Genomic DNA, 17,715 nt, shown 5'->3' with positions numbered 1-17,715 from the left:
GACCGCGACAGCAGTGCCGTACCTGCCGATGCGGACGTGCTGTCGCGGTCCGCGGCCGTTTCCGGAGCTTCCGGCATTCCTGGAGTTTCTGGGGTTTCCGGAGTCGCTTCCGGGGCTGACGGCGGGGCGAGTCCCGGGGCGGACGGCGGGGCGGACGGCGGGGCGAGTCCCGGGGCTGACGGCGGGGCGGGCCCCGAGGCTGACGGCGAGGCCGTTTCCGGAGGCGTTCCGTGGGGCGAGTGGTCGTCATCCTGGATCCTCAAGGTGGTCGGAGTCGCGGTTCTGCTGGTGCTGCTGCTGAACGCTTTCGTGATGCGGCCCTTCGGCGTACCGTCCGGCTCGATGGAGAACACCCTCCAGCCGGGGGACCGGCTGGTGGTCAACCAGCTCGCCTACTCCTTCGGCGGCCACGTGCGGCGCGGGGACGTGGTGGTCTTCGACGGCATCGGCTCCTTCCTCCCGTACGCGGCGGAGCCGGGCGCCGGGGAGCGTCTGCTCGACCGGCTGGGGCTCGCCTGGGGCGGTGACTCGATCTACGTGAAGCGGGTGATCGGCGTGGGCGGGGACAGGGTGACCAGCGCTGGAACGGACGGGCGGATCACCGTCAACGGGATGCCGCTGGACGAGTCGGCCTACCTTTATCCGGGGGACATGCCTTCGCGAGTAGCGTTCGACGTCGTGGTCCCGAGCGGGAAGCTGTTGGTGCTGGGCGACCACCGAGGCGCGTCCCGGGACTCCCGTGACCACCTCGGCGAGCCCGGCGGCGGTTTCGTGCCGGAGAGCAAGGTGATCGGCCGGGCGGACTGGGTGGTCTACCCGATCGGGCACTGGACGTCGTTGGAGCGGCCGGCCGCGTTCGCGGCGGTGGACGCGGCCAGGCCGCACCTGGCCGGGCAGGCGCACGGTGGCGGCGGGTCGGGCACCGGTACGGGCGGGGGGATGGGCAGCGATGGGCAGCAGGGGTAGAGGCCGGGCCGCCGAACCGGCCGGTGCGAGAGCGGCCGGTACGGGAGTCGGGGTTGGTCCCTCCGCGGGTGCGGGTGCGGGTGCGGGCCGGGAGGGCCGGGGCGGGCTGGCTGCCGCCGAGGCTGTCGGAGCCGGCCAGGTGCCGCAGGCCCGAGGACGGGCCGATCGCCGGCGGACGGCGGCGCGGGCGCGGCGGAGCGGCCGACGGTCGTTGCTGCGCGAAGTCCCCGCGGTGCTGGCGATCGCGCTGGTCGTCGCGCTGCTGCTGAAGACCTTCCTGGTGCAGGTCTTCGTGATCCCGTCCGGATCGATGGAGCAGACGATCCAGATCGGGGACCGCGTCCTGGTGGACAAGCTCACCCCGTGGTTCGGCAGCGAGCCGGGCCGCGGTGACGTGGTGGTCTTCAAGGACCCCGGGGGCTGGTTGGAGTCGGATCACAAGAGCTCCTCGGACGGGCCGGTGGTTCGGGCGACGAAGAAGGTCTTCTCCGCCGTGGGGCTGCTGCCCTCCGACAACGAGCAGGACCTGATCAAGCGGGTGATCGGTGTTCCCGGCGACACGGTCGAATGCTGTGACGACCGGGGGCGGCTGACCGTGAACGGCACCGCGGTGGACGAGCCGTACATCGCGGCGGGCAACGTCCCGTCGCGGCAGCCGTTCAAGGTGACGGTCCCCGCCGACCGGTTGTGGGTGATGGGCGATCACCGGGACATTTCTGCGGACTCGCGCTACCACATGGAGAATCCCGGCGGCGGGACGATTCCGATGGGTAATGTGATCGGCCGCGCCGTGGTCATCGCCTGGCCGATCGGGCGGGTGCGTCAACTCGACGTTCCCTCTTCACTCTCCTCGCTTCCGGTCCGTGCGGCGGGTGTTCCGGCAGGTGGTCGGGTAGTGGCCGGAGCAGGGCCGGTCGGCTCCGGGGGAGGCACCGAAACACCAGGTGGGAACCCGGTGCCGCCGGAACCTCCGGTCGTTATGGGTGTGTTGGGCGTCATTCCGCTCGTTGTCCGGCCGAGGTCGGTCCGTGTGCTGGGTGTTCGCTCGGTCGGCTGATCGTCCTGGCTTCCGTGTGGGAGCGTTGGGCACGACTGCCAGGAGTGATAGAGAAGTGCAGGAGTGCTCGGTGTACGGCCAGGTCGCCTCCGAAGGCTGCGCTGGTGTCAGGTGTGGCCAGGGCGGGCAGCCCTGAGGCGGGTTGACGGTCGGTCACGGAGCGTGGTGCCCGCTGTGCGGCACTGTGAGAGCGGGCGCACAGGCGTCCGCGCAGCAGGGAGGAGATGTTGTGGGGGATCTGGTGATCGGCGCCCGCTCAGGGGCTCCCGAGCCCGATGGCACCGACGGAGGTTCTGGACAGGTGGACGGTACGCCGGAGGCGGTGCCGTCCGAGCCCGTGGCCGATGGGGCCGAGGAGCAGCGACCTGACCGGAAGGAGCAGAAGCAACGCTCCTTCTGGAAGGAACTGCCGATTCTGATCGGCATCGCGTTGATCCTGGCGCTGGTGATCAAGACTTTCTTCGTCCAGGCGTTCTCCATTCCTTCGGGGTCGATGCAGAACACGCTGCAGATCGGCGACCGGGTGCTGGTGGACAAGCTGACGCCGTGGTTCGGCGCCGAGCCCGAGCGTGGTGAGGTCGTGGTCTTCCACGACCCGGGCGGCTGGCTGAACGACGAGCCGGTGCAGCAGAACGACAACGCGTTCGTCCGGGGCCTGCAGGACGTGCTCAGCTTCATCGGGCTGATGCCGTCGGCCAATGAGAAGGACCTGATCAAGCGGGTCGTCGGGGTCGGCGGCGACACCGTCGAGTGCCAGGGCACCGGGCCGTTGAAGGTCAACGGCGTCGCGCTGAACGAGCCGTACGTCTTCCCTGGTGCCACCCCCTGCGGAGACAAGCCGTTCGGGCCGATCAAGGTCCCGAAGGGCCGGATCTGGGTCATGGGTGACCACCGCAACGACTCGCTCGACTCGCGGTACCACCAGGACCAGCCCGGTGGCGGGACCGTCCCGGTGGACAACGTGATCGGGCGCGCTTTCGTGGTGGCCTGGCCGATCAGCAACTGGGCGACCCTGCCGGTGCCCGACACCTTCGACCAGAAGGGCCTGGCTGCCGCCGCGCTGCCGTTCGCCCCGCCGGCCGCAGGGGCGGCGCTCGCGGTGCCCGCCGTGTACTGGCTCCGGAGGTACCGGCGCTGAGCCGGGCACTCCGGTAGGACGGTCTCCGTCCGGGAGCCGGGGCTGGTCCTCTCTTGGGTCTCGGTTCGGTCGAGAGGTCTTGCGCGGGCCGTGGTACTGGTGAGTAATCTGCTCGCACGTGCCACGGCCCGTCGGCTTTCCCGGCCCGGCCACGGCGGACTCCATGACGGACTCCACGGCGGACATGTCCGCCGGGCAGCCGGACCAGGAACGGATGGTGGCGATGAGCAGCGTGGCGGAGCGGACGCCCCCCGCACAGGGCCGGACCGGGGCGGCCGGACGGCGCCCCAGCCCGGCAGCCCTGCTGCAGGGGCTGGCGATCGGCCTCGGCTTCGTCCTGATGGTCGGCGGCTTCGGCGCTATCGCCGTGAGTTACCGGCCCTACCGGATCCCCACCAATTCGATGAGCCCCACGGTGGAGCCGGGGGACACGGTGCTGGCCAAGTCGGTGAGTGCCGACGGCATCGGGCGGGGTGACATCGTGATCTTCCATGATGCCGTCTGGGGCCCGGAAACCATGGTCAAGCGCGTCGCCGGGGTCGGCGGGGACACCGTGGCCTACAGCCCGGCCGGTGGCGGGCTCACCGTGAACGGCAAGCCGGTGGACGAGAGCTACCTGACCGGCGACCGGGGTGACGTCGCCTTCAGCGTGCAGGTGCCGCAGGGGCGGCTCTTCCTGCTCGGTGACGACCGCACGGTGTCGCTGGACTCGCGCAGTCACCTCCAGGTCGCCGCCGGGACGATCCCGGCCACCGAGGTGACCGGCCGGGTCGCGGGCCGGGCCTGGCCCTTCGACCGGATGGCCGTCCAGCAGCGCACGGCGGCCTTCGACAGCCTGGGCGGGCCGACGGCGTCGGGCCCGGGGCTGTTGCAGCCGGCCACGTACGCGATGGTCGGCGGAGCGGCGCTGATCGTGCTGGTCTCGGCCCTCGGCGGTGTAGTCGGGCTGGTCCGGCGGCTGTCCGGCCGGAAGGCCGGCTGAGCAACCTCCACCTCCCGTTGCCCGGTCGAGCCGGTGGTCGGCCCGGCAAGCGCCTCGGTCCGCCATGAGCAGCGGCCCGGTGGGCCGGCCCGCACGGAGCTGCGGACCTGCGGGGAGGTGAGGACCTGGGGGGAGCTGCGGACCCAAGGGGAGGCGAGGTCCTGAGGTGAGCAGCGGGCTCGAACCGGGCCGCGGGCACGAGCGGAGCTGCAGGATTGGACTGAGCCGAGGACATGGGCGGAGCCGGGCTCCCGGTTGGAGCCGCAGGCCCTGTCGCGGTCGCGGGCCGAGACGGGTGCGGGATCGGGCGGGCCCACGCGGACGGGTCTGCGGAGCTGAGGCACCTCCGGAGGTGGCGAGGGTGACGGTCGAGCGGCGCCGGGCGGCGCGGGTCCTGCTGCTGGACGGGGAGGACCGCATCCTGCTGCTGCGCGGGACGGACCCGGCCGTGCCCGGGGTGGCCTGGTGGATCACCCCCGGCGGCGGCTTGGAGCCCGGGGAGGACACCCGGGCGGCCGCACTGCGCGAGCTGGCCGAGGAGACGGGGCTGCGGAAGGTCGAGCTGGGGCCGTTGGTGGCGTACGACACGGTGGCCTTCTCCTTTCAGGGGCAGCGGTACGAGCAGGAGCAGTGGTTCCATCTGGCACGCGTGCCGGGAACGGAGCTCGGACTTGATCTGTCCGGCGCGGCTTTCGACGAACACGCGCGGCTGCTGACCGCGAGATGGTGGACTGTGCGAGAACTGCGGGACACCGCGGAGACCGTGTACCCGAACGGTCTGGCGGAGTTCCTGGCCCGGTTGCTGACGGATGGCCCGCCAGTCCTGCCGGTAAGGCTCTCCGCCGGGGTGTAGTGGTCCACAATGGGGTGGACGTGACGAGCTGAGGGGACGCCTGAATGAGTGCCGAAGACCTCGAGAAGTACGAGACCGAGATGGAGCTCAAGCTCTACCGGGAGTACCGGGACGTCGTCGGCCTGTTCAAATACGTGATCGAGACCGAGCGGCGCTTCTATCTCACGAACGACTACGAGCTGCAGGTGCACTCGGTCCAGGGGGAAGTGTTCTTCGAGGTGTCGATGGCGGATGCGTGGGTGTGGGACATGTACCGGCCCGCCCGGTTTGTCCGTAAGGTGAGAGTCCTGACCTTCAAGGACGTGAATATCGAGGAACTCGCCAAGAGTGATTTGGAGCTGCCGTCGGACGACGCCTCCTTCGGCAACTGACAGTGATCCGACTCTCGGCGCAATGTCCAGAGACATACCCGATTCTCCCTCCTACGGGTGATGCGAGTTATCCACACCCCGTAGTTATCCACAGGAATTAAGAAGTCTCTGGCCTGCGCCGAGTCGGCACGGCAGCCTCCCGCCCATGGAGGTGATGACCGTGCAGAGTTCCAACATCGGTCTCGGTCGGTACGGCGAAGAAGTCGCTGCGCGCCGGCTCGCGGAGAGCGGGCTGCACATCCTCGAGCGCAACTGGCGTTGCGTCGAGGGGGAGCTCGACATCGTCGCGCTGGAGGGCGAGACCCTTGCCGTCTGCGAGGTGAAGACCCGCTCCGAGCGTGGGTTCCAGGAGCCGAGCGAGGGGATCGACCGCGTCAAGGCCGAGCGGCTCAGGCACCTGGCCGAGCGCTGGCTCGGCGAGCGCTGGCCCGTCCACTTCGAGCAGCTGGCGAGGTTGGTCCAGCCGGAGTGGCACCCTGACGACCAGGGGGCGGCCCCGCCCGCATCCGTGCCCGCCGAGCCGGAGACCCCGGTACCGAAGAAGCGTCGCAGCGCCAGAACCAAGCAGGCCGCCGGGGCCGCCCCCCAACTGCCCGGGATGCCCGGTGCGGGCGGTGCGGGCGGTGCGGGCGGTGCGGGCGGTGCGGGCGGTGCGGGCGGTGCGGGCGGTGCGAGCAGCGGGGGAGCCACGATCGGCATCCGCCAGGTGCCGCTGCCGCCCGGCGGGGTGCGGATCGACTTGGTCGCGGTGGTCAACCGCCTGAAAGGCCCGGCCCAGGTCGAGCACCTCCGGGGGGTGGTCTGAGATGGTCTTCGCCCGCACCTGCTCGGTCACCCTGCTCGGAGTGGACGGCGTGGTGGTCGAGGTCCAGGCCGACCTCGAACCTGGCCTGGCCGCCTTCGCCCTGGTCGGTCTGCCCGACAAGTCGCTCTCCGAGGCCCGCGACCGGGTCCGGGCAGCTGTGGTCTTCCCTGTCAAGTCTATGTGTTCAGGTTTGAGCGTGTTGAAGGAGTGCTCGTGGGACCAGAGGTCGGTACGATTTTCGACACGGTGCCTGTGCATGTCGGTGAGCAAGACCCTTTCAGCGTGGGGGTGTTAGGAAGTGGCCGACGAGGTGACCTTCACCGGTCAGTCGGGCAAGACGTGGCGTTACTGGGAGAGCAAGCCGCTTGGGAAGCCGGGTGGGTTTGGCGGCGTCTACGAGGCCGAGGGGCCGGACGGATCACCCATGGCGGTCAAGGTGGTTCCGAAAAACCGCCCTGAGGGGAGGCTCGACGACCGGCTCCTACAGCGAGAGGTCCTCATTGGCAAACGGGTCGCTGAAAGCGGCAGTGGAATGCTGCTGCCGGTGATCGACGCCGCTGACGCCGGCGACGTCATGCTCCTGGTCATGCAACGCGCCGAGGGCGTGCTGACGTCCGGCCCGATGGCCGAGGCTGAGGCGGTGGCCGCCTTGGTGGACATCGCGACGGGTCTCCAGGACCTGCACTCAATCCCGATCACGCACCGGGATCTCAAACCAGCCAACGTGTTGCGTCACGAGGGCAGGTGGAAGCTCGGGGACTTCGGGATTGCCCGGGACGAGGAGATCGGAACCGGTGACCCGACGTTCCGTGGGGCCGGAACGTTGCCTTACATGGCACCAGAGCTGTGGGAACTGAAGTCTCCCACGGTCAAGACCGACCTATATGCGCTCGGGTGCCTGGCGTTCGAGCTGCTGGCCGGCGTTACGCCGTTCACCGGGGACCTGAATGCGATCCGCGACGGCCACCTAAATCAGGCCCCGCCCGAGGCACCCTGCAACGACCTCGTGCTCAAGAAGCTCATTGCCCGCCTCCTGGCGAAGCGACCGGAAGACCGCCCGCAGGATGCCCGAGCTGTGGTCGAGCGGCTCAGCCGGGTGCTGGTGCCCCGCACTCCGGTCCAGGAGTCCATCGCGCGCGGTCTCGAAGCCCACGTTGCCGCGAAGGCTCGTGCCGACTCCGCGCGCTTGCTTGCGCAGGCGGCCGAGGACACGCTGCGCCAGCAGACTGCCCAGGCCGAGGCCGACCTGCGCGAGATCATGGAAGACGCGCTCATCGATCTGCAAGCTATCGAGCCGAACGCGGCCCTCGAAACGCGGGGAACCACGGGAGGCTCAGTCAGGGCGGTACCGAGCTTCAGCCTGACTGCTGACGAGGTCAGGCTTCGGATTGAACTGTGGGAAGGCATGACCACGGACCAGCCGGTCCCGAACGACACGATGGTCGTGGCTGGCTGCGTCGTGATCACAAATCCGAACTTCTACAGCGAGTTGAACTCGGCCAACGTCGTCTACGAGCAGGTCGGCGACCGCCTCGTCTGGCAGGTCTACAAGTTCCAGTCCAGCTTCGTGACGCCCGACAAGTACAAGTTCGGGCCTCATGGGCGCACCCACGGTCTTCGGCACGGCGAGTTCTTCGACTCTCAGCAGCGATACTTCATGCTCCGCCCAGCAGGCATTCATGTCTGGAAGCACACTGTCAGGCGGCTGACTGCCGAAGCCCTCTTGGAGCTGTTCCAGGAGGCTGTTGATCTTCACCCTCCGGACCCGCGTACCGGCATCTGGTCGTAGTCTCCGATCTGGTCTGTTCCCGACAGGAGCGCTGCTGTCGGGAACAGACCAGATCGGTGCCCAGAGCTGCGGGAGATGACGGACGGCCTGGGGCACTGGCTCACGCCCGTTCACCTTCTCCATGGACAACATCTTCGCGGCCACGTCGGCTGTCACGCAGTTGGGCGTCGCCTCGGTCGTGAAGCATGCCGATGTAGGGCGTGTGAGTAACCTGGTAGTGCTTCGAGGCCGGTTGTGGGTGAGCCCTGCATCAGATCCGCACAGCCTTCAGTGCGTGGCCTCTGCTGACTGCGGCAAGCGGTGTGGGAAGCGCCTGGAGCGTGAGCGCGTCTGTGCGCCCGTCGAGGTACAGCTGGGGGCACTCGGTTATGTCGAGGCTTACGTCGATCCGTTCGGATGGCTTATCGACGGACACCGCTGGCTGTCTCAGCTCTGCATGGACCACGCTGCGCAGGGCTTTGCAACGGTCTCAGGACCCGAGCTTCGCCCGTTCCATGGCGAGCGCGACGCTGCCTATATCCGCTCGTATCGGATCGATGCCCGATTCGACCAGGCCGAGCCGACGCCTAGCGTCTGCCTCGTCGGCTAGCGGGCCTACGGGACCGAGCGGGTGCTCCGCCGCCTGTGAGGTCCTGCCCTGACTGCCAGTGCGACCTGAGTGACCGTGCGAGGGTGTCTGGCCGGTAGCGTGGCTGCTGGAGGCATCCGACCGGCTGCTGGGCCCCCTGGTGGAGGGCGGGTCGCGTACCCGGTGGACGGGCTCCGCAGCCATCCCGATGATCACGCCAAGATCACTCAACTCCCTCTGGCGGGATGCTCTGACCTGGCGGCGCGCCGGGGCGGATGTCGGTATGCTCGCCGCTACCCTGACAGCATGGGTGATCGTGATCTGATCAGCGAAGGGCAGCTGGAGGTTGCAGTGGTCGTCACTGCCCCCGGCCGCAATGTGCTGGTGCATCGCCCGGTCCGGTCCTCCGCTGTCCGACCGAGCCCATGGTCCACCCTCAGGGCTCGGACCGAAGGCGACAGTCTTCAGGCTGCTGTGCGGCTCATCGATGTGCCCTGGCTGCGTGATCGGGTCTCCGGCAGCATGCTCAACTACCTGGGCCGGGTCCGCGGGCTCACTGGGCAGTTCTCCGCAGTCGATGTCTACGAGGTGGGCTGGACCGGAGCCGGCACCGCCACCTTGAAGCGGGACGGCATGCTCTACGAGGCCGACTTCGTGAACCTGGATGAACTCGCCGGTCTCCCGCTCACCCAAGCTGGCGCTGCGGCATTCGCTACCTACGCCAAGTCCTTGGAGAAGCCTTCGACTCCGAGGTTGACCTTGCTGCTGAGGAGCCCTGTCACCTCCACCGTCGAATCGACGGTGGAGGACATCTTCGCGGTTGAGGAGAACTCGTACTTCCTGCGGGACCTCCTGAATCTGCTGTACGTCGAGGGCACGGGAGAACGCTGCACCCTGCGGTAGGACCTGCGACACCTAGAGCCGGCCCTTCTTCCGCAGGTAGACGACCGTCCGCCGGTGCGTCGCCACGAGGAGGTCGAGCTGGCCCTGGCTCAGGCTGTCTCTGGGGGTCGCCACGAAGGCGACGGGCCCTCGAAGAGGTTGGGCACCCGTAGCGCCGTTCAGACGCCAGCGCATGCCTCCCGCGACCCTGTTGATCGCCCGGTAGTCCCGGCCCCACGACTCGTACGGGTCGAACACGCACAGGCGTACGGGCGGGCATTTTTCGAGAGGATAAGTCTGAAGGCACCCGCCTCCCTTGCGGCCTTCTGCGAGGAGGGCCTGTAGATCCGCAAAGCGGTCCTGTCTGAAGACCAGAAGTCCGCCGGGCTCTAGGGCTGCGTAGCGGATAACTGGGGCGGTCGTGGCGTGATCGGCCACGGGGCCCCTCGGGCAGGTGCTCACAGAGGGCACAGTGCCAGATGGATCGGCGCGGAGGACCAAGCCACGCGGGCGTCTCGGGGCTGGTGAAGCCGATTCGTGGTCGATGCAGAGCGAGTGCGGCCTGCGACCGGTCCGGAACGTTCCGGTATCTCACCGAGTGTGTTCACCAGCCGCGAGGCCAGGCGCGAACGGGCCGAGCGAAACTCTCGCTCGGCCCGTTCGACTTCCTGGTTCTGATCGCCTAACGCGCGGGCTACTTCTCCAGTCGCAGGTACCAGAAGCCGGCGTCATCACGGTCTTCGACCGTTGCGGGGGTCAGCTTCCCGGAGCCGTCATCGACCTGGACCTGCATCCCGGGCGTGAGCTGCTGGTCGAGAGCGAACTCATGCACGAACGTGAGGCCGCCGGGCTGAACGTTGTCGACGTCTGCCGGGACGACCATCCTCTGAAGGGTCTGGGCCATGGCATCTTCTCTCGGGTCGGAACTCGATCGTACTCGCCACTCCTGCGGGAGGATAGTGACCGATGTCATAGTTCCAAGGGGTTGCTCCACAATGCCAGCACGGGTTCGAAGTGTGCCGCCAGGCTTGCTCGCGCAGCCTTCCGGGCATTCTCGGTGCTGCCGTCGCGGTTACTCAGAGCAGTCGGCACCTCCAGCGTGTGATCCGCGACGCAGATGTCGTAGTGCACCGGATTGGTGCGGTAGGGGTCGCCGTCCGCGCCCGTGACATCGGTCGGCCAGATCGTGTAGCCGACATCAAGAATCCGCTGGGCGATCACGGTCTGATACCGCTGCTGGTTGGTGCCTTCGGCAAGACGGTCCGGCGTCCATCCATCCCGCAGCGCGAAGACGCTCAGTACCCAAGCAGTTGCCCCCGGAAGCCCTAGTGAAACTAAGACTGGTTGGTAGAGCTTCCTGTAGTTCAAGGCGTGGAGCACGGCACGGTTCACGTCCTGGCACCACCACCGTAGGAGTGTGCAGGACGGGTCGAGGGCCGGGGTCTCCGCCCGCAGCGTGACACTCTGGGGGTGGTTGGGAGCGGGCCCGTTTGAAGCCTCCATATGTCCAGTTTGGGTGCGACCCAAGCAGCGCGCGCGACGACCGTTGGCCACCCCCGCCCAGACCACAGCACCTACGCTGACCCGTCGCCAACCACGAAGTCAACGGCCGCCAAGGAGGTCTTGCTGGTCAGCCGACGAGGCCCTGACAGTCTCCCGCTGAGCCCTCCGGAGCGGAGTGGGCGGTCGAGCGGTGAGACCGTCAGGAAGGGGCCGGGCCGGTCTAAGTCCTACTGGAGAGTGAGAAGTGCGCCGCGGTCGACGGCCTCACGAAGGACGGTGGCGAACTCCTGGGGGAGGACGGTGACGGCATCAAGCGCGGCTGTAGTCAGCGGGATCTCCTCCAGCAGGTACTCGCCTCGTCCTTCCTGGCTGAACTCGGGTCCGGTGCGGTCCTCGAAGTTCCACGTGTCGATGGTGGCGAGGTAGAAGTCCTGGCGCTCGTCGTCGGTCTCGATGGTGTGGAGGAGGCTGACGATCTGGGCCTCGCCGGCGATCTCCTCGCGGACTTCGCGGAGCAGGGCCTCTTCGGGGCTGGCGTCGGTGGGCTCGATCTTGCCGCCGACGATCACCCAGTATGGGTCGATGCCGGGGCGGATGCGCTTGATCAGCAGCATGGTGTTGTTCGGGGTGAGGAGGACGGCGCGGACGCGGTGCTGCACGGTGGTCTCTTCCTGGTGGGTGGGTGGTCAGTGGAGGAGCCAGCCGCCGTCGACGTGCAACGACTGGCCGGTGATGAAGGACGCGCTGGGGCCGGCGAGGAAGGTGACCGCAGCGGCGACGTCCTCGGGCCGGCCCCGGCGGGGGACGCACTGGCGGCGGATCTGGTCTTCGGGCCGGGCGCGGTGGTGGGCGGGCAGGTCGTTCTCCGCCTCGACCTGGATGGCCCCGGGCAGAACAGTGTTCACGCAGATTCCGGCCGGGCCAAGTTCCCTGGCCAACGAGCGGGTGAGGCCGATCAGTCCGGCCTTCGCGGTGCTGTAGGCGGTGAGCCCGCGGCGGCCAGCACGGGCGTTGACGCTGCCGATGTTGACGATCCGGCCCCACTGCCGGGCCGCCATACTGGGGGTGACGGCCCGGCAAGTGCGGTAGTGGATGGTTAAGTTGGTCTCGATGGCACGGGCCCACTGGTCCTCGCCGAGGTCATCCCATGGGGTGCGGGGGTAGGCACCCGCGCAGTTGACGAGAATGCCGATCGGACCAAGCTCGGATGCGACCTGGCTGGCCAGCGCGGCGACGGCGTGCGGGTCGGTGAGGTCGGCGCTGACCTCGATCCCGGGGCGACCAGTGCGGCGCACGTCTCCGAGCACGGTGCGGGCCTGGTCGATCTGCGCCAGGTGGCCGACAGCAACGGCCGCCCCGGCGGCGGCCAGGGCCCGGCAGATCGCGGCGCCGATGCCGGTACCCCCTCCGGTGACCAGTGCGACCCTGCCCTGGAGCGGGAGTGCGGCGATGGGCAGGTCAAGCCCGGTTGCTGTGGTCATCGTCTGTCCAATCGTCGGGTCCGGCCGCGGGGGCCGGCTGGGTGCGGGTGAAGACCTCGCAGGCCGTGTCGGGGTGCTGGACCTCGGCGAACTTGGCCAGCAACAGGAGCAGGTCGTCGCCGGTCAGGAGGTCGGGTGGGATCACCCCGAGAATCCGGAGTACGAGGAAGTGGCGGAGCTGGGCGAGGGCCCGGTCCGGGTCGAGCCCGGCGGCTGGGGCGAGGTCGGAGCGCACGCGCTCCAGCAGGCGGGTGATCGCCGCTCGGCGTCCGGCTCCGAGAGGCCAGGTGTAGCGGACCTCCAGGCGGCGGTGGCGCTCGTCGTGGTCGACATGCTGAAGGTGCGGGGTGGTGACGGGCGGCAGGTGCAGCGGGAGGGTGCGGGCGTACACGGCGGGCTGGTAGGTCGGCACGAGCCAGCCGCCCAGGCCGAGCAGGTACCAGAGCAGGACGGCGATCTCCCCGGCGAGCGTGTTGCGGCCGGCGTACTCGAAGTCGAGCCAGCACAGCGGATCAGCGATGTTCGGCTCGGTCGGGTCGCCCTGGGTGAGGGCAGTGGTCCAGCGACTGCCCGGGGCGAGGGCTTGCCGGGCCTCCCGGATAGCGGTGGGCAGGTCGAGCCGCAGCAGGTGGCTGTTGACGACGAAGGTGTGGCCGGTGAGTGTGCTGAGCGGGATCGGAGTGCCGGTGCGCGGGGCGGGGACGGCCAAGTGGCCGGACAGGTACCAGGTGTCGAGTCGGCCGCCGGGGCGGATGCGGTCCAGGTAGAGGCCGGACACGCAGGCGTCCAGCGGCGCGGTGCGGGCAGTGTCGGCGACGGCGGCTAGCCAGCTGTCGCAGACGGCGTCGATCAGCGCGGTGACCCTCGGCAGGACGTCGAGGTGGCGGTCAGCGGTGGAGATGAGGTCGCCCAGCAGCATGGTGCACCGGCCACCCGCGAGCACGTCCTCGTAGGCCACCAGGTGCCCGTTGGCCAGCTCGGTGCGGCCCAGCAGCTCGGGCACCGGCAGGAGCTGGGAGACGGCCTGCCAGCCCCTTACCTCGGCGTCGGCCGTCACCGAGTCCAGGACCTTGCAGAAGACCGGCGTGGGGGCGGTGTTCATGCGCGGCTCGTCGGCAGGGCGAAGGTGGCCAGCCAGTGGCCCAGCACGGTAGTGGCCAGCTCCACAGCTCGGTCCCGGTCCTCGCGGGCCTCGCGTCGCAGGGCGGCGCCGGCGGCCGGGTCGCGCTCCAGGAAGACGGCCAGGGCGTCGTCGTCGGAGGAGCACTCGGTGCCCTCGAAGCGGAGCATCACCTTGGCCAGCAGAGCGGTGATCTTGAAGAGGGCCCGCAGGTCGGGGGCGCCCTTGAGGAGCTGACGGCGGATCTCGACGGCGGCCTGCACCCCGGCCTCGACGCTGGCGGCGATGTCGGTGGCCGCGTCCGGGGCGGGCAGGGCGAGGCCGGGGCGGCACCACAGCGGGGCGAGGGCGCCGGAGCCGATCAGGGCGAGGACGTGCAGCAGCCGGGAGGTGACGGCCCCGGTGCGGCACTCGTCCGAGGTCAGCACGGTGAGGCCGAGCTTGACGCCGCCGAGTTCGGCTTCCAGCTCGGCCAGGGCCTGCCGCAGCTTGGGCGTGCTGTCCTGGTCGGCGACGACGAACACGTCCAGGTCGGACCAGCCGTGCTGGTACTTGCCGCGGGCGCCGCTGCCGGTGACCGCGAGCAGGTCGATGACGGGCGGCTGCTGGAGGGTGGTGCGGTCCAGCAACTCGGACAGGTAGGACTCCAGGTGGACGGGCAGGCCCAGCGCGTTGACCGGCACGGTGGTCGGCTCCCGCAGCGGCCAGCGGTGGGCCAGCGCGATCCCGTCGAGCCGGCGCTCCAGGTGCAGGCGGCTGCCGTTGTTGTCGATGACCTCGTGCGCGAGCGAGGCGACCTGGGCCGCCCCGCGCCGGGCCTTGACCGCGTCGCGCTCCACCACGTCGTCCGGCCCGGCGGTACCGCGCTCGGCCCGGACCTCGGGTGAGGCGTCAAGGTAGACCACGTTCAGCTGGCTGCCGAGCATCCGCCGCAGCTCGGCGGTGGCGTCCTGGTCGTGCAGGGACTCGATGGTCACCTGGTCCAGGAAGTGGTGGGCCGCGCAGTAGCGGTCGAGGCCGTCGACCAGCAGTTCGGCCCGCACCACGGCCGGGATTCCGTACGGGTCGGCGATGCCCGCCCGGTGGGCGGCGTCCTCGATCAGGTACCCGATCTTGAGGCGGGCGTACTCGTGGCGGGTCCGCAGGTACTCGCCCGCCGTGCTCTTGCCGCTCTCCGACATACCCCCGAGGGCCACGACCCGCACGCCCGCCAGCGCGCCGGACGGGACCAGGGGCGTGAGCGGGTGAAGGTGCCGGCGGATCTCGTCCTGCACGGCCATCACCCGGCGCTCGCCGACGACGATGGTCGTCGCCCACCTGCCCTCGTCGGCCAGCCGGTGCAGGTGAAGGTGCAGGTGCCGCTGGTAGTCCGCGTAGGTCGGCGTGACGTGGTGCTCGTGGGAGAGGCTGCGGGCGGTGCCGATCACCAGGTCCTCGTCGTGCAGCAGCACGATGCCGTGCTCGGCGGCCTCAGCGGCCCGCAGGTCGGCCGCGAAGGGCTCCAGCAGGACGCGGGCCCGGTCGGCGGCCTCCTCGACGCTGAGAAGCCGCTCGCGCACCGCGACGGTGGCGGCCAGCGACGCCTCCAGCATCGGGATGCCCCGGTCCATCAGCCGCACCGCGGCGGTGGCGGCCCGGCGGGAGCGTTCCAGGTAGGAGTGGGCCAGGACGTCGGCGACCTCCCCGATCGACCCGCGCTCGAACCACCAGGTGCCCATGCCCATGGCCTTGATCGTGTCCCAGCGCGGGTCGCAGTCGTCCAGCCGGCCGGTTGCCTGGGCGGCCGGGCCGACCCGGCGGGCCAGGATGCCGATCTGCTTGGTCTTGCCCACGTTGTCGGGCCCGCTGAACGCGATGGTGACGGGCCGGGTGGTGGTGTGGCTGTGCTCAGGTGCGATGGACACTGCTGCCTCCACGGGTGCTGCACACGGTCTCGAAGCTGCGGGGTGCCCCGGCTACGGCCAGGGCATGGGGTCAGATCGGCACGTCGTCCGGAGCGGTGGCGGCCGGGCGGGCGTGGCCTGCGGCGCCGGCCTGGTCGTGGTGCAGGATCAGGCCGGGTAGGAGGCCGATGGCGACCGCGTGGCCGAGCAGCCACAGCGCGGCCAGGACGTCGCGGAGGCGGTCGTGGGGCTCGCCCCGGTGCTGGCCGCTCACGTCCGGTCCACCGAGAGGTCGGCCCATACGGTCTTGCCGTACGGGTCCAGGTCGACGCCCCAGATCACGGCGAAGCCGTCCACCAGGACCAGGCCCCGGCCCGACTCACCGTCGGCGCCGGGGATCAGTACGGGCAGGGAGCAGGAGCCGTCGCGCACCGAGAGCCGCACGGCCCGGCCCACCCGGTTGGTCACCCGCTCCGCGCTGACCAGCATCTTGGTGGTGCACCCGGTCTTGGCGGCGTTGGTGACCAGCTCGGTGACGACGAGCTCGGCGTCACCCACCAGGTGCTTCAGTCCCCAGCTGACGAGCGCGTCGCGCACGAGCTCGCGGGCGGCCGAGGCGGACTGTGGCTCGTAGTCCAGCGATGCCGCCGTGGGCGGCGCGGTCGGTTCCGTGCTGGTCAGAACTTGTGTGGTCACGGCCCGCTCCCGGTCACCAGGGCTGCCCGTTCCGGACAGCGGGGGCGGTCCGGTTGGCAGCGGTCGGAGGTTGGCCGCCCGGGTACCTGAGCCAGAGTCGGCTCGCCTGCGGGCGGCTGACTCCAAGTCAACCGGCGTTCCTTCGTTCAAGACCCTGCTGCGGAGGGCCAGTTCTCTTTACCGTGTTTACCGCCACCCGGTGCCGAGAATGGGATAGGCCATGGCCACCCCTGTGACGAACCAGCAGCTCGAAGCAGCCATCACCGACGCCAACCTGACGTTCGACGCGCTCGCCCGCGGCGTGGTCCGGGCAGCAGCCGAAGCCGGCGTCCAGCTGCGGACCAACCCCTCGACGGTGCACAAGTGGCTGCGGGGAGCCGAACCCGACGGTGAGACGGCCAGGTTCATCTGCGAGGCGCTGTTCCGGAAGACGGGACGGATCTACACCCCGGCCGACATCGGGCTACGGTCAGTGGAAGAATCCGATCCGGGCCTCGGGCTGACCATCGGCCCGGACCCGGTGGACGTCCTCGCGCGGGTGTGGAGAGCTGATTTGGACCGTCGCAAGTTCCTGGCTGCCTCGGCGTTCTCCGTCGCTGCGATGCACCTGCCGCTGGAGTACGTCCGCGAAAGCGCCCAGCGCACCGCCGCCATCCGCAGCGGCGCCGTCGCCGGGAAGGCCGAGGTCGCCGCCGTCCGCGACATGATCAGCATGTTCACCGAGCTTGACGAGCGCCACGGTGGCCAGCACGGACGCTCCGCCTTGATCCAGTACCTGCGCTCCGACGTGGCCGCCCTGTGCCGGGGTTCCTTCCGCACCCACGAGGATCGCCGGCAACTGCTGTCGGCCGCGGCGGTCGGCGTGCACCTGGCCGGCTGGAAGGCGTACGACGCGGGCGAGCAGGGCCTCGCCCAGCGGTATTATCATCAGTCGTACGCCCTCGCTGTCGAGTCCGAAGTCGTGGGCCACGACGCCTTCGTGCTGCGGACCCTGGCCCAGCAGGGCATGAAGCTCCGCCACCCGTCCCAGACCTTCGCCCTGTCCGAGACGGCCCTCTCCCGGGTCACCGGACGCTTGGACGCCGAGACCGAGGCCCTGTTCACCATCACCCACGCCCACGGCCTGGCCGCCACCAACCAGCGCCGCCCGGCGGTTCAGGCTGTCCAGCGGGCCCGTGACCTCCTGGACGCGGCGAACGGCGAGGACATGCCGTACTGGGCCCGCTCCTGGGGTCCAGCCCGCGCCACCGTGAACTCCCGCTCGGCGAAGGTCTTCTCCCGGCTCGGCGACCGCAAGGGCGCCGCCGAGAACTACGCTGCCGCCGCAGCGAACAGGCCAGCCGCCACGTACGCCCGCATCCAGGCGCTCGACCTGGTCGCGCAGGCCAAGATGGAGCTGGCCGACGGCGGGATCGAGCAGGCGTGCAGCACCTGGAACAGGGCCCTCGACAGCATGGACGGGGTCAAGTCAGTACGGACCCGCCGCGCGGTGCAGGAGATGCGCAAGAGCCTCGCCCAGTTCAAGAGCCGCGGCGTCACCGCAGCCCACGAGCTGGACGAGCGAGCCGTCCTCTTCCTGTCCTGACCCCGAAAACCCACAGCGCCGTGTGCGCGGTCGGGA

General features: G+C 69.7%; 18 protein-coding genes and 2 pseudogenes. 12 read left to right on the top strand and 8 right to left on the bottom strand.

Features of this window, described 5'->3' with window-relative positions; all coding sequences use genetic code 11:
- Positions 1-264: 264 nt before the first annotated feature.
- The 11 genes and pseudogenes from lepB (ABT095_RS32265) to ABT095_RS32215 all read left to right on the top strand — a co-directional run bounded on the left by lepB (ABT095_RS32265) (position 265) and on the right by ABT095_RS32215 (position 9,432).
- Positions 265-966, top strand: coding sequence for a signal peptidase I (gene lepB / locus ABT095_RS32265; protein WP_350533111.1), 702 nt, complete (start codon positions 265-267; stop codon positions 964-966).
- Between the two features lie 211 nt (positions 967-1,177).
- Positions 1,178-2,023: a signal peptidase I gene (gene lepB / locus ABT095_RS32260; protein ID WP_350533110.1), complete on the top strand. Its 846-nt coding sequence runs from the start codon at positions 1,178-1,180 to the stop codon at positions 2,021-2,023.
- A 238-nt stretch (positions 2,024-2,261) separates the two neighbouring features.
- Complete coding sequence (gene lepB, locus ABT095_RS32255; protein ID WP_502885078.1) at positions 2,262-3,161, top strand: signal peptidase I; 900 nt, start codon at positions 2,262-2,264, stop codon at positions 3,159-3,161.
- A gap of 163 nt (positions 3,162-3,324) precedes the next feature.
- Entirely contained in the window at positions 3,325-4,143 is an 819-nt protein-coding gene (lepB, locus tag ABT095_RS32250) for a signal peptidase I (RefSeq protein ID WP_350533108.1), read from the top strand.
- Between the two features lie 361 nt (positions 4,144-4,504).
- Positions 4,505-4,996 (top strand): NUDIX hydrolase, encoded by a 492-nt coding sequence (locus ABT095_RS32245; protein ID WP_350533107.1) that lies wholly within the window; start codon positions 4,505-4,507, stop codon positions 4,994-4,996.
- 44 nt (positions 4,997-5,040) lie between these two features.
- Complete coding sequence (locus tag ABT095_RS32240; RefSeq protein WP_057232326.1) at positions 5,041-5,367, top strand: DUF2469 domain-containing protein; 327 nt, start codon at positions 5,041-5,043, stop codon at positions 5,365-5,367.
- 154 nt (positions 5,368-5,521) lie between these two features.
- Positions 5,522-5,782: pseudogene (locus ABT095_RS32235) on the top strand (YraN family protein); the annotation flags it as partial.
- A 391-nt stretch (positions 5,783-6,173) separates the two neighbouring features.
- A pseudogene (locus ABT095_RS32230) lies at positions 6,174-6,368 on the top strand (ATP-binding protein); the annotation flags it as partial.
- Between the two features lie 102 nt (positions 6,369-6,470).
- On the top strand, positions 6,471-7,961 hold the full coding sequence (locus ABT095_RS32225; RefSeq protein ID WP_350533106.1) for a protein kinase domain-containing protein: 1,491 nt from the start codon (positions 6,471-6,473) through the stop codon (positions 7,959-7,961).
- A 121-nt stretch (positions 7,962-8,082) separates the two neighbouring features.
- Positions 8,083-8,550: a hypothetical protein gene (locus tag ABT095_RS32220; RefSeq protein ID WP_350533105.1), complete on the top strand. Its 468-nt coding sequence runs from the start codon at positions 8,083-8,085 to the stop codon at positions 8,548-8,550.
- A 285-nt stretch (positions 8,551-8,835) separates the two neighbouring features.
- Entirely contained in the window at positions 8,836-9,432 is a 597-nt protein-coding gene (locus tag ABT095_RS32215) for a hypothetical protein (protein ID WP_350533104.1), read from the top strand.
- 673 nt (positions 9,433-10,105) lie between these two features.
- On the opposite strand, the gene ABT095_RS32210 is transcribed toward ABT095_RS32215, so the two are convergent.
- From ABT095_RS32210 to ABT095_RS32175, 8 genes are all read right to left on the bottom strand, one after another.
- Complete coding sequence (locus ABT095_RS32210; protein WP_350533103.1) at positions 10,106-10,315, bottom strand: hypothetical protein; 210 nt, start codon at positions 10,313-10,315, stop codon at positions 10,106-10,108.
- 65 nt (positions 10,316-10,380) lie between these two features.
- Positions 10,381-10,803, bottom strand: a complete 423-nt coding sequence (locus tag ABT095_RS32205) for a hypothetical protein (RefSeq protein ID WP_350533102.1) — start codon at positions 10,801-10,803, stop codon at positions 10,381-10,383.
- A gap of 338 nt (positions 10,804-11,141) precedes the next feature.
- Positions 11,142-11,573, bottom strand: a complete 432-nt coding sequence (locus ABT095_RS32200) for an NUDIX hydrolase (protein WP_350533101.1) — start codon at positions 11,571-11,573, stop codon at positions 11,142-11,144.
- Between the two features lie 27 nt (positions 11,574-11,600).
- Entirely contained in the window at positions 11,601-12,395 is a 795-nt protein-coding gene (locus ABT095_RS32195; protein WP_350533100.1) for an SDR family NAD(P)-dependent oxidoreductase, read from the bottom strand.
- Positions 12,373-13,497 (bottom strand): hypothetical protein, encoded by a 1,125-nt coding sequence (locus tag ABT095_RS32190; RefSeq protein ID WP_350533099.1) that lies wholly within the window; start codon positions 13,495-13,497, stop codon positions 12,373-12,375. The genes ABT095_RS32195 and ABT095_RS32190 overlap by 23 nt, the downstream gene beginning before the upstream one ends.
- Positions 13,494-15,419, bottom strand: coding sequence for a nucleotidyltransferase domain-containing protein (locus ABT095_RS32185; RefSeq protein WP_350533098.1), 1,926 nt, complete (start codon positions 15,417-15,419; stop codon positions 13,494-13,496). Before ABT095_RS32185 ends, ABT095_RS32190 begins: the two co-directional genes overlap by 4 nt.
- A 70-nt stretch (positions 15,420-15,489) precedes the next feature.
- Entirely contained in the window at positions 15,490-15,672 is a 183-nt protein-coding gene (locus ABT095_RS32180) for a hypothetical protein (RefSeq protein ID WP_350533097.1), read from the bottom strand.
- Positions 15,669-16,094: an ATP-binding protein gene (locus ABT095_RS32175; RefSeq protein WP_350533096.1), complete on the bottom strand. Its 426-nt coding sequence runs from the start codon at positions 16,092-16,094 to the stop codon at positions 15,669-15,671. The genes ABT095_RS32180 and ABT095_RS32175 overlap by 4 nt, the downstream gene beginning before the upstream one ends.
- Before the next feature lie 220 nt (positions 16,095-16,314).
- On the opposite strand from ABT095_RS32175, the gene ABT095_RS32170 reads away from it, so the two are divergent.
- Positions 16,315-17,679, top strand: a complete 1,365-nt coding sequence (locus tag ABT095_RS32170) for an NsdA family TPR-like regulatory protein (RefSeq protein ID WP_350533095.1) — start codon at positions 16,315-16,317, stop codon at positions 17,677-17,679.
- The last annotated feature ends 36 nt before the right edge of the window (positions 17,680-17,715 follow it).

The sequence above is a fragment of the Kitasatospora sp. NPDC002227 genome, assembly GCF_040296285.1.
Taxonomy (GTDB): Bacteria; Actinomycetota; Actinomycetes; order Streptomycetales; family Streptomycetaceae; genus Kitasatospora.
This window is presented reverse-complemented; position numbering and strand designations above follow the sequence as displayed.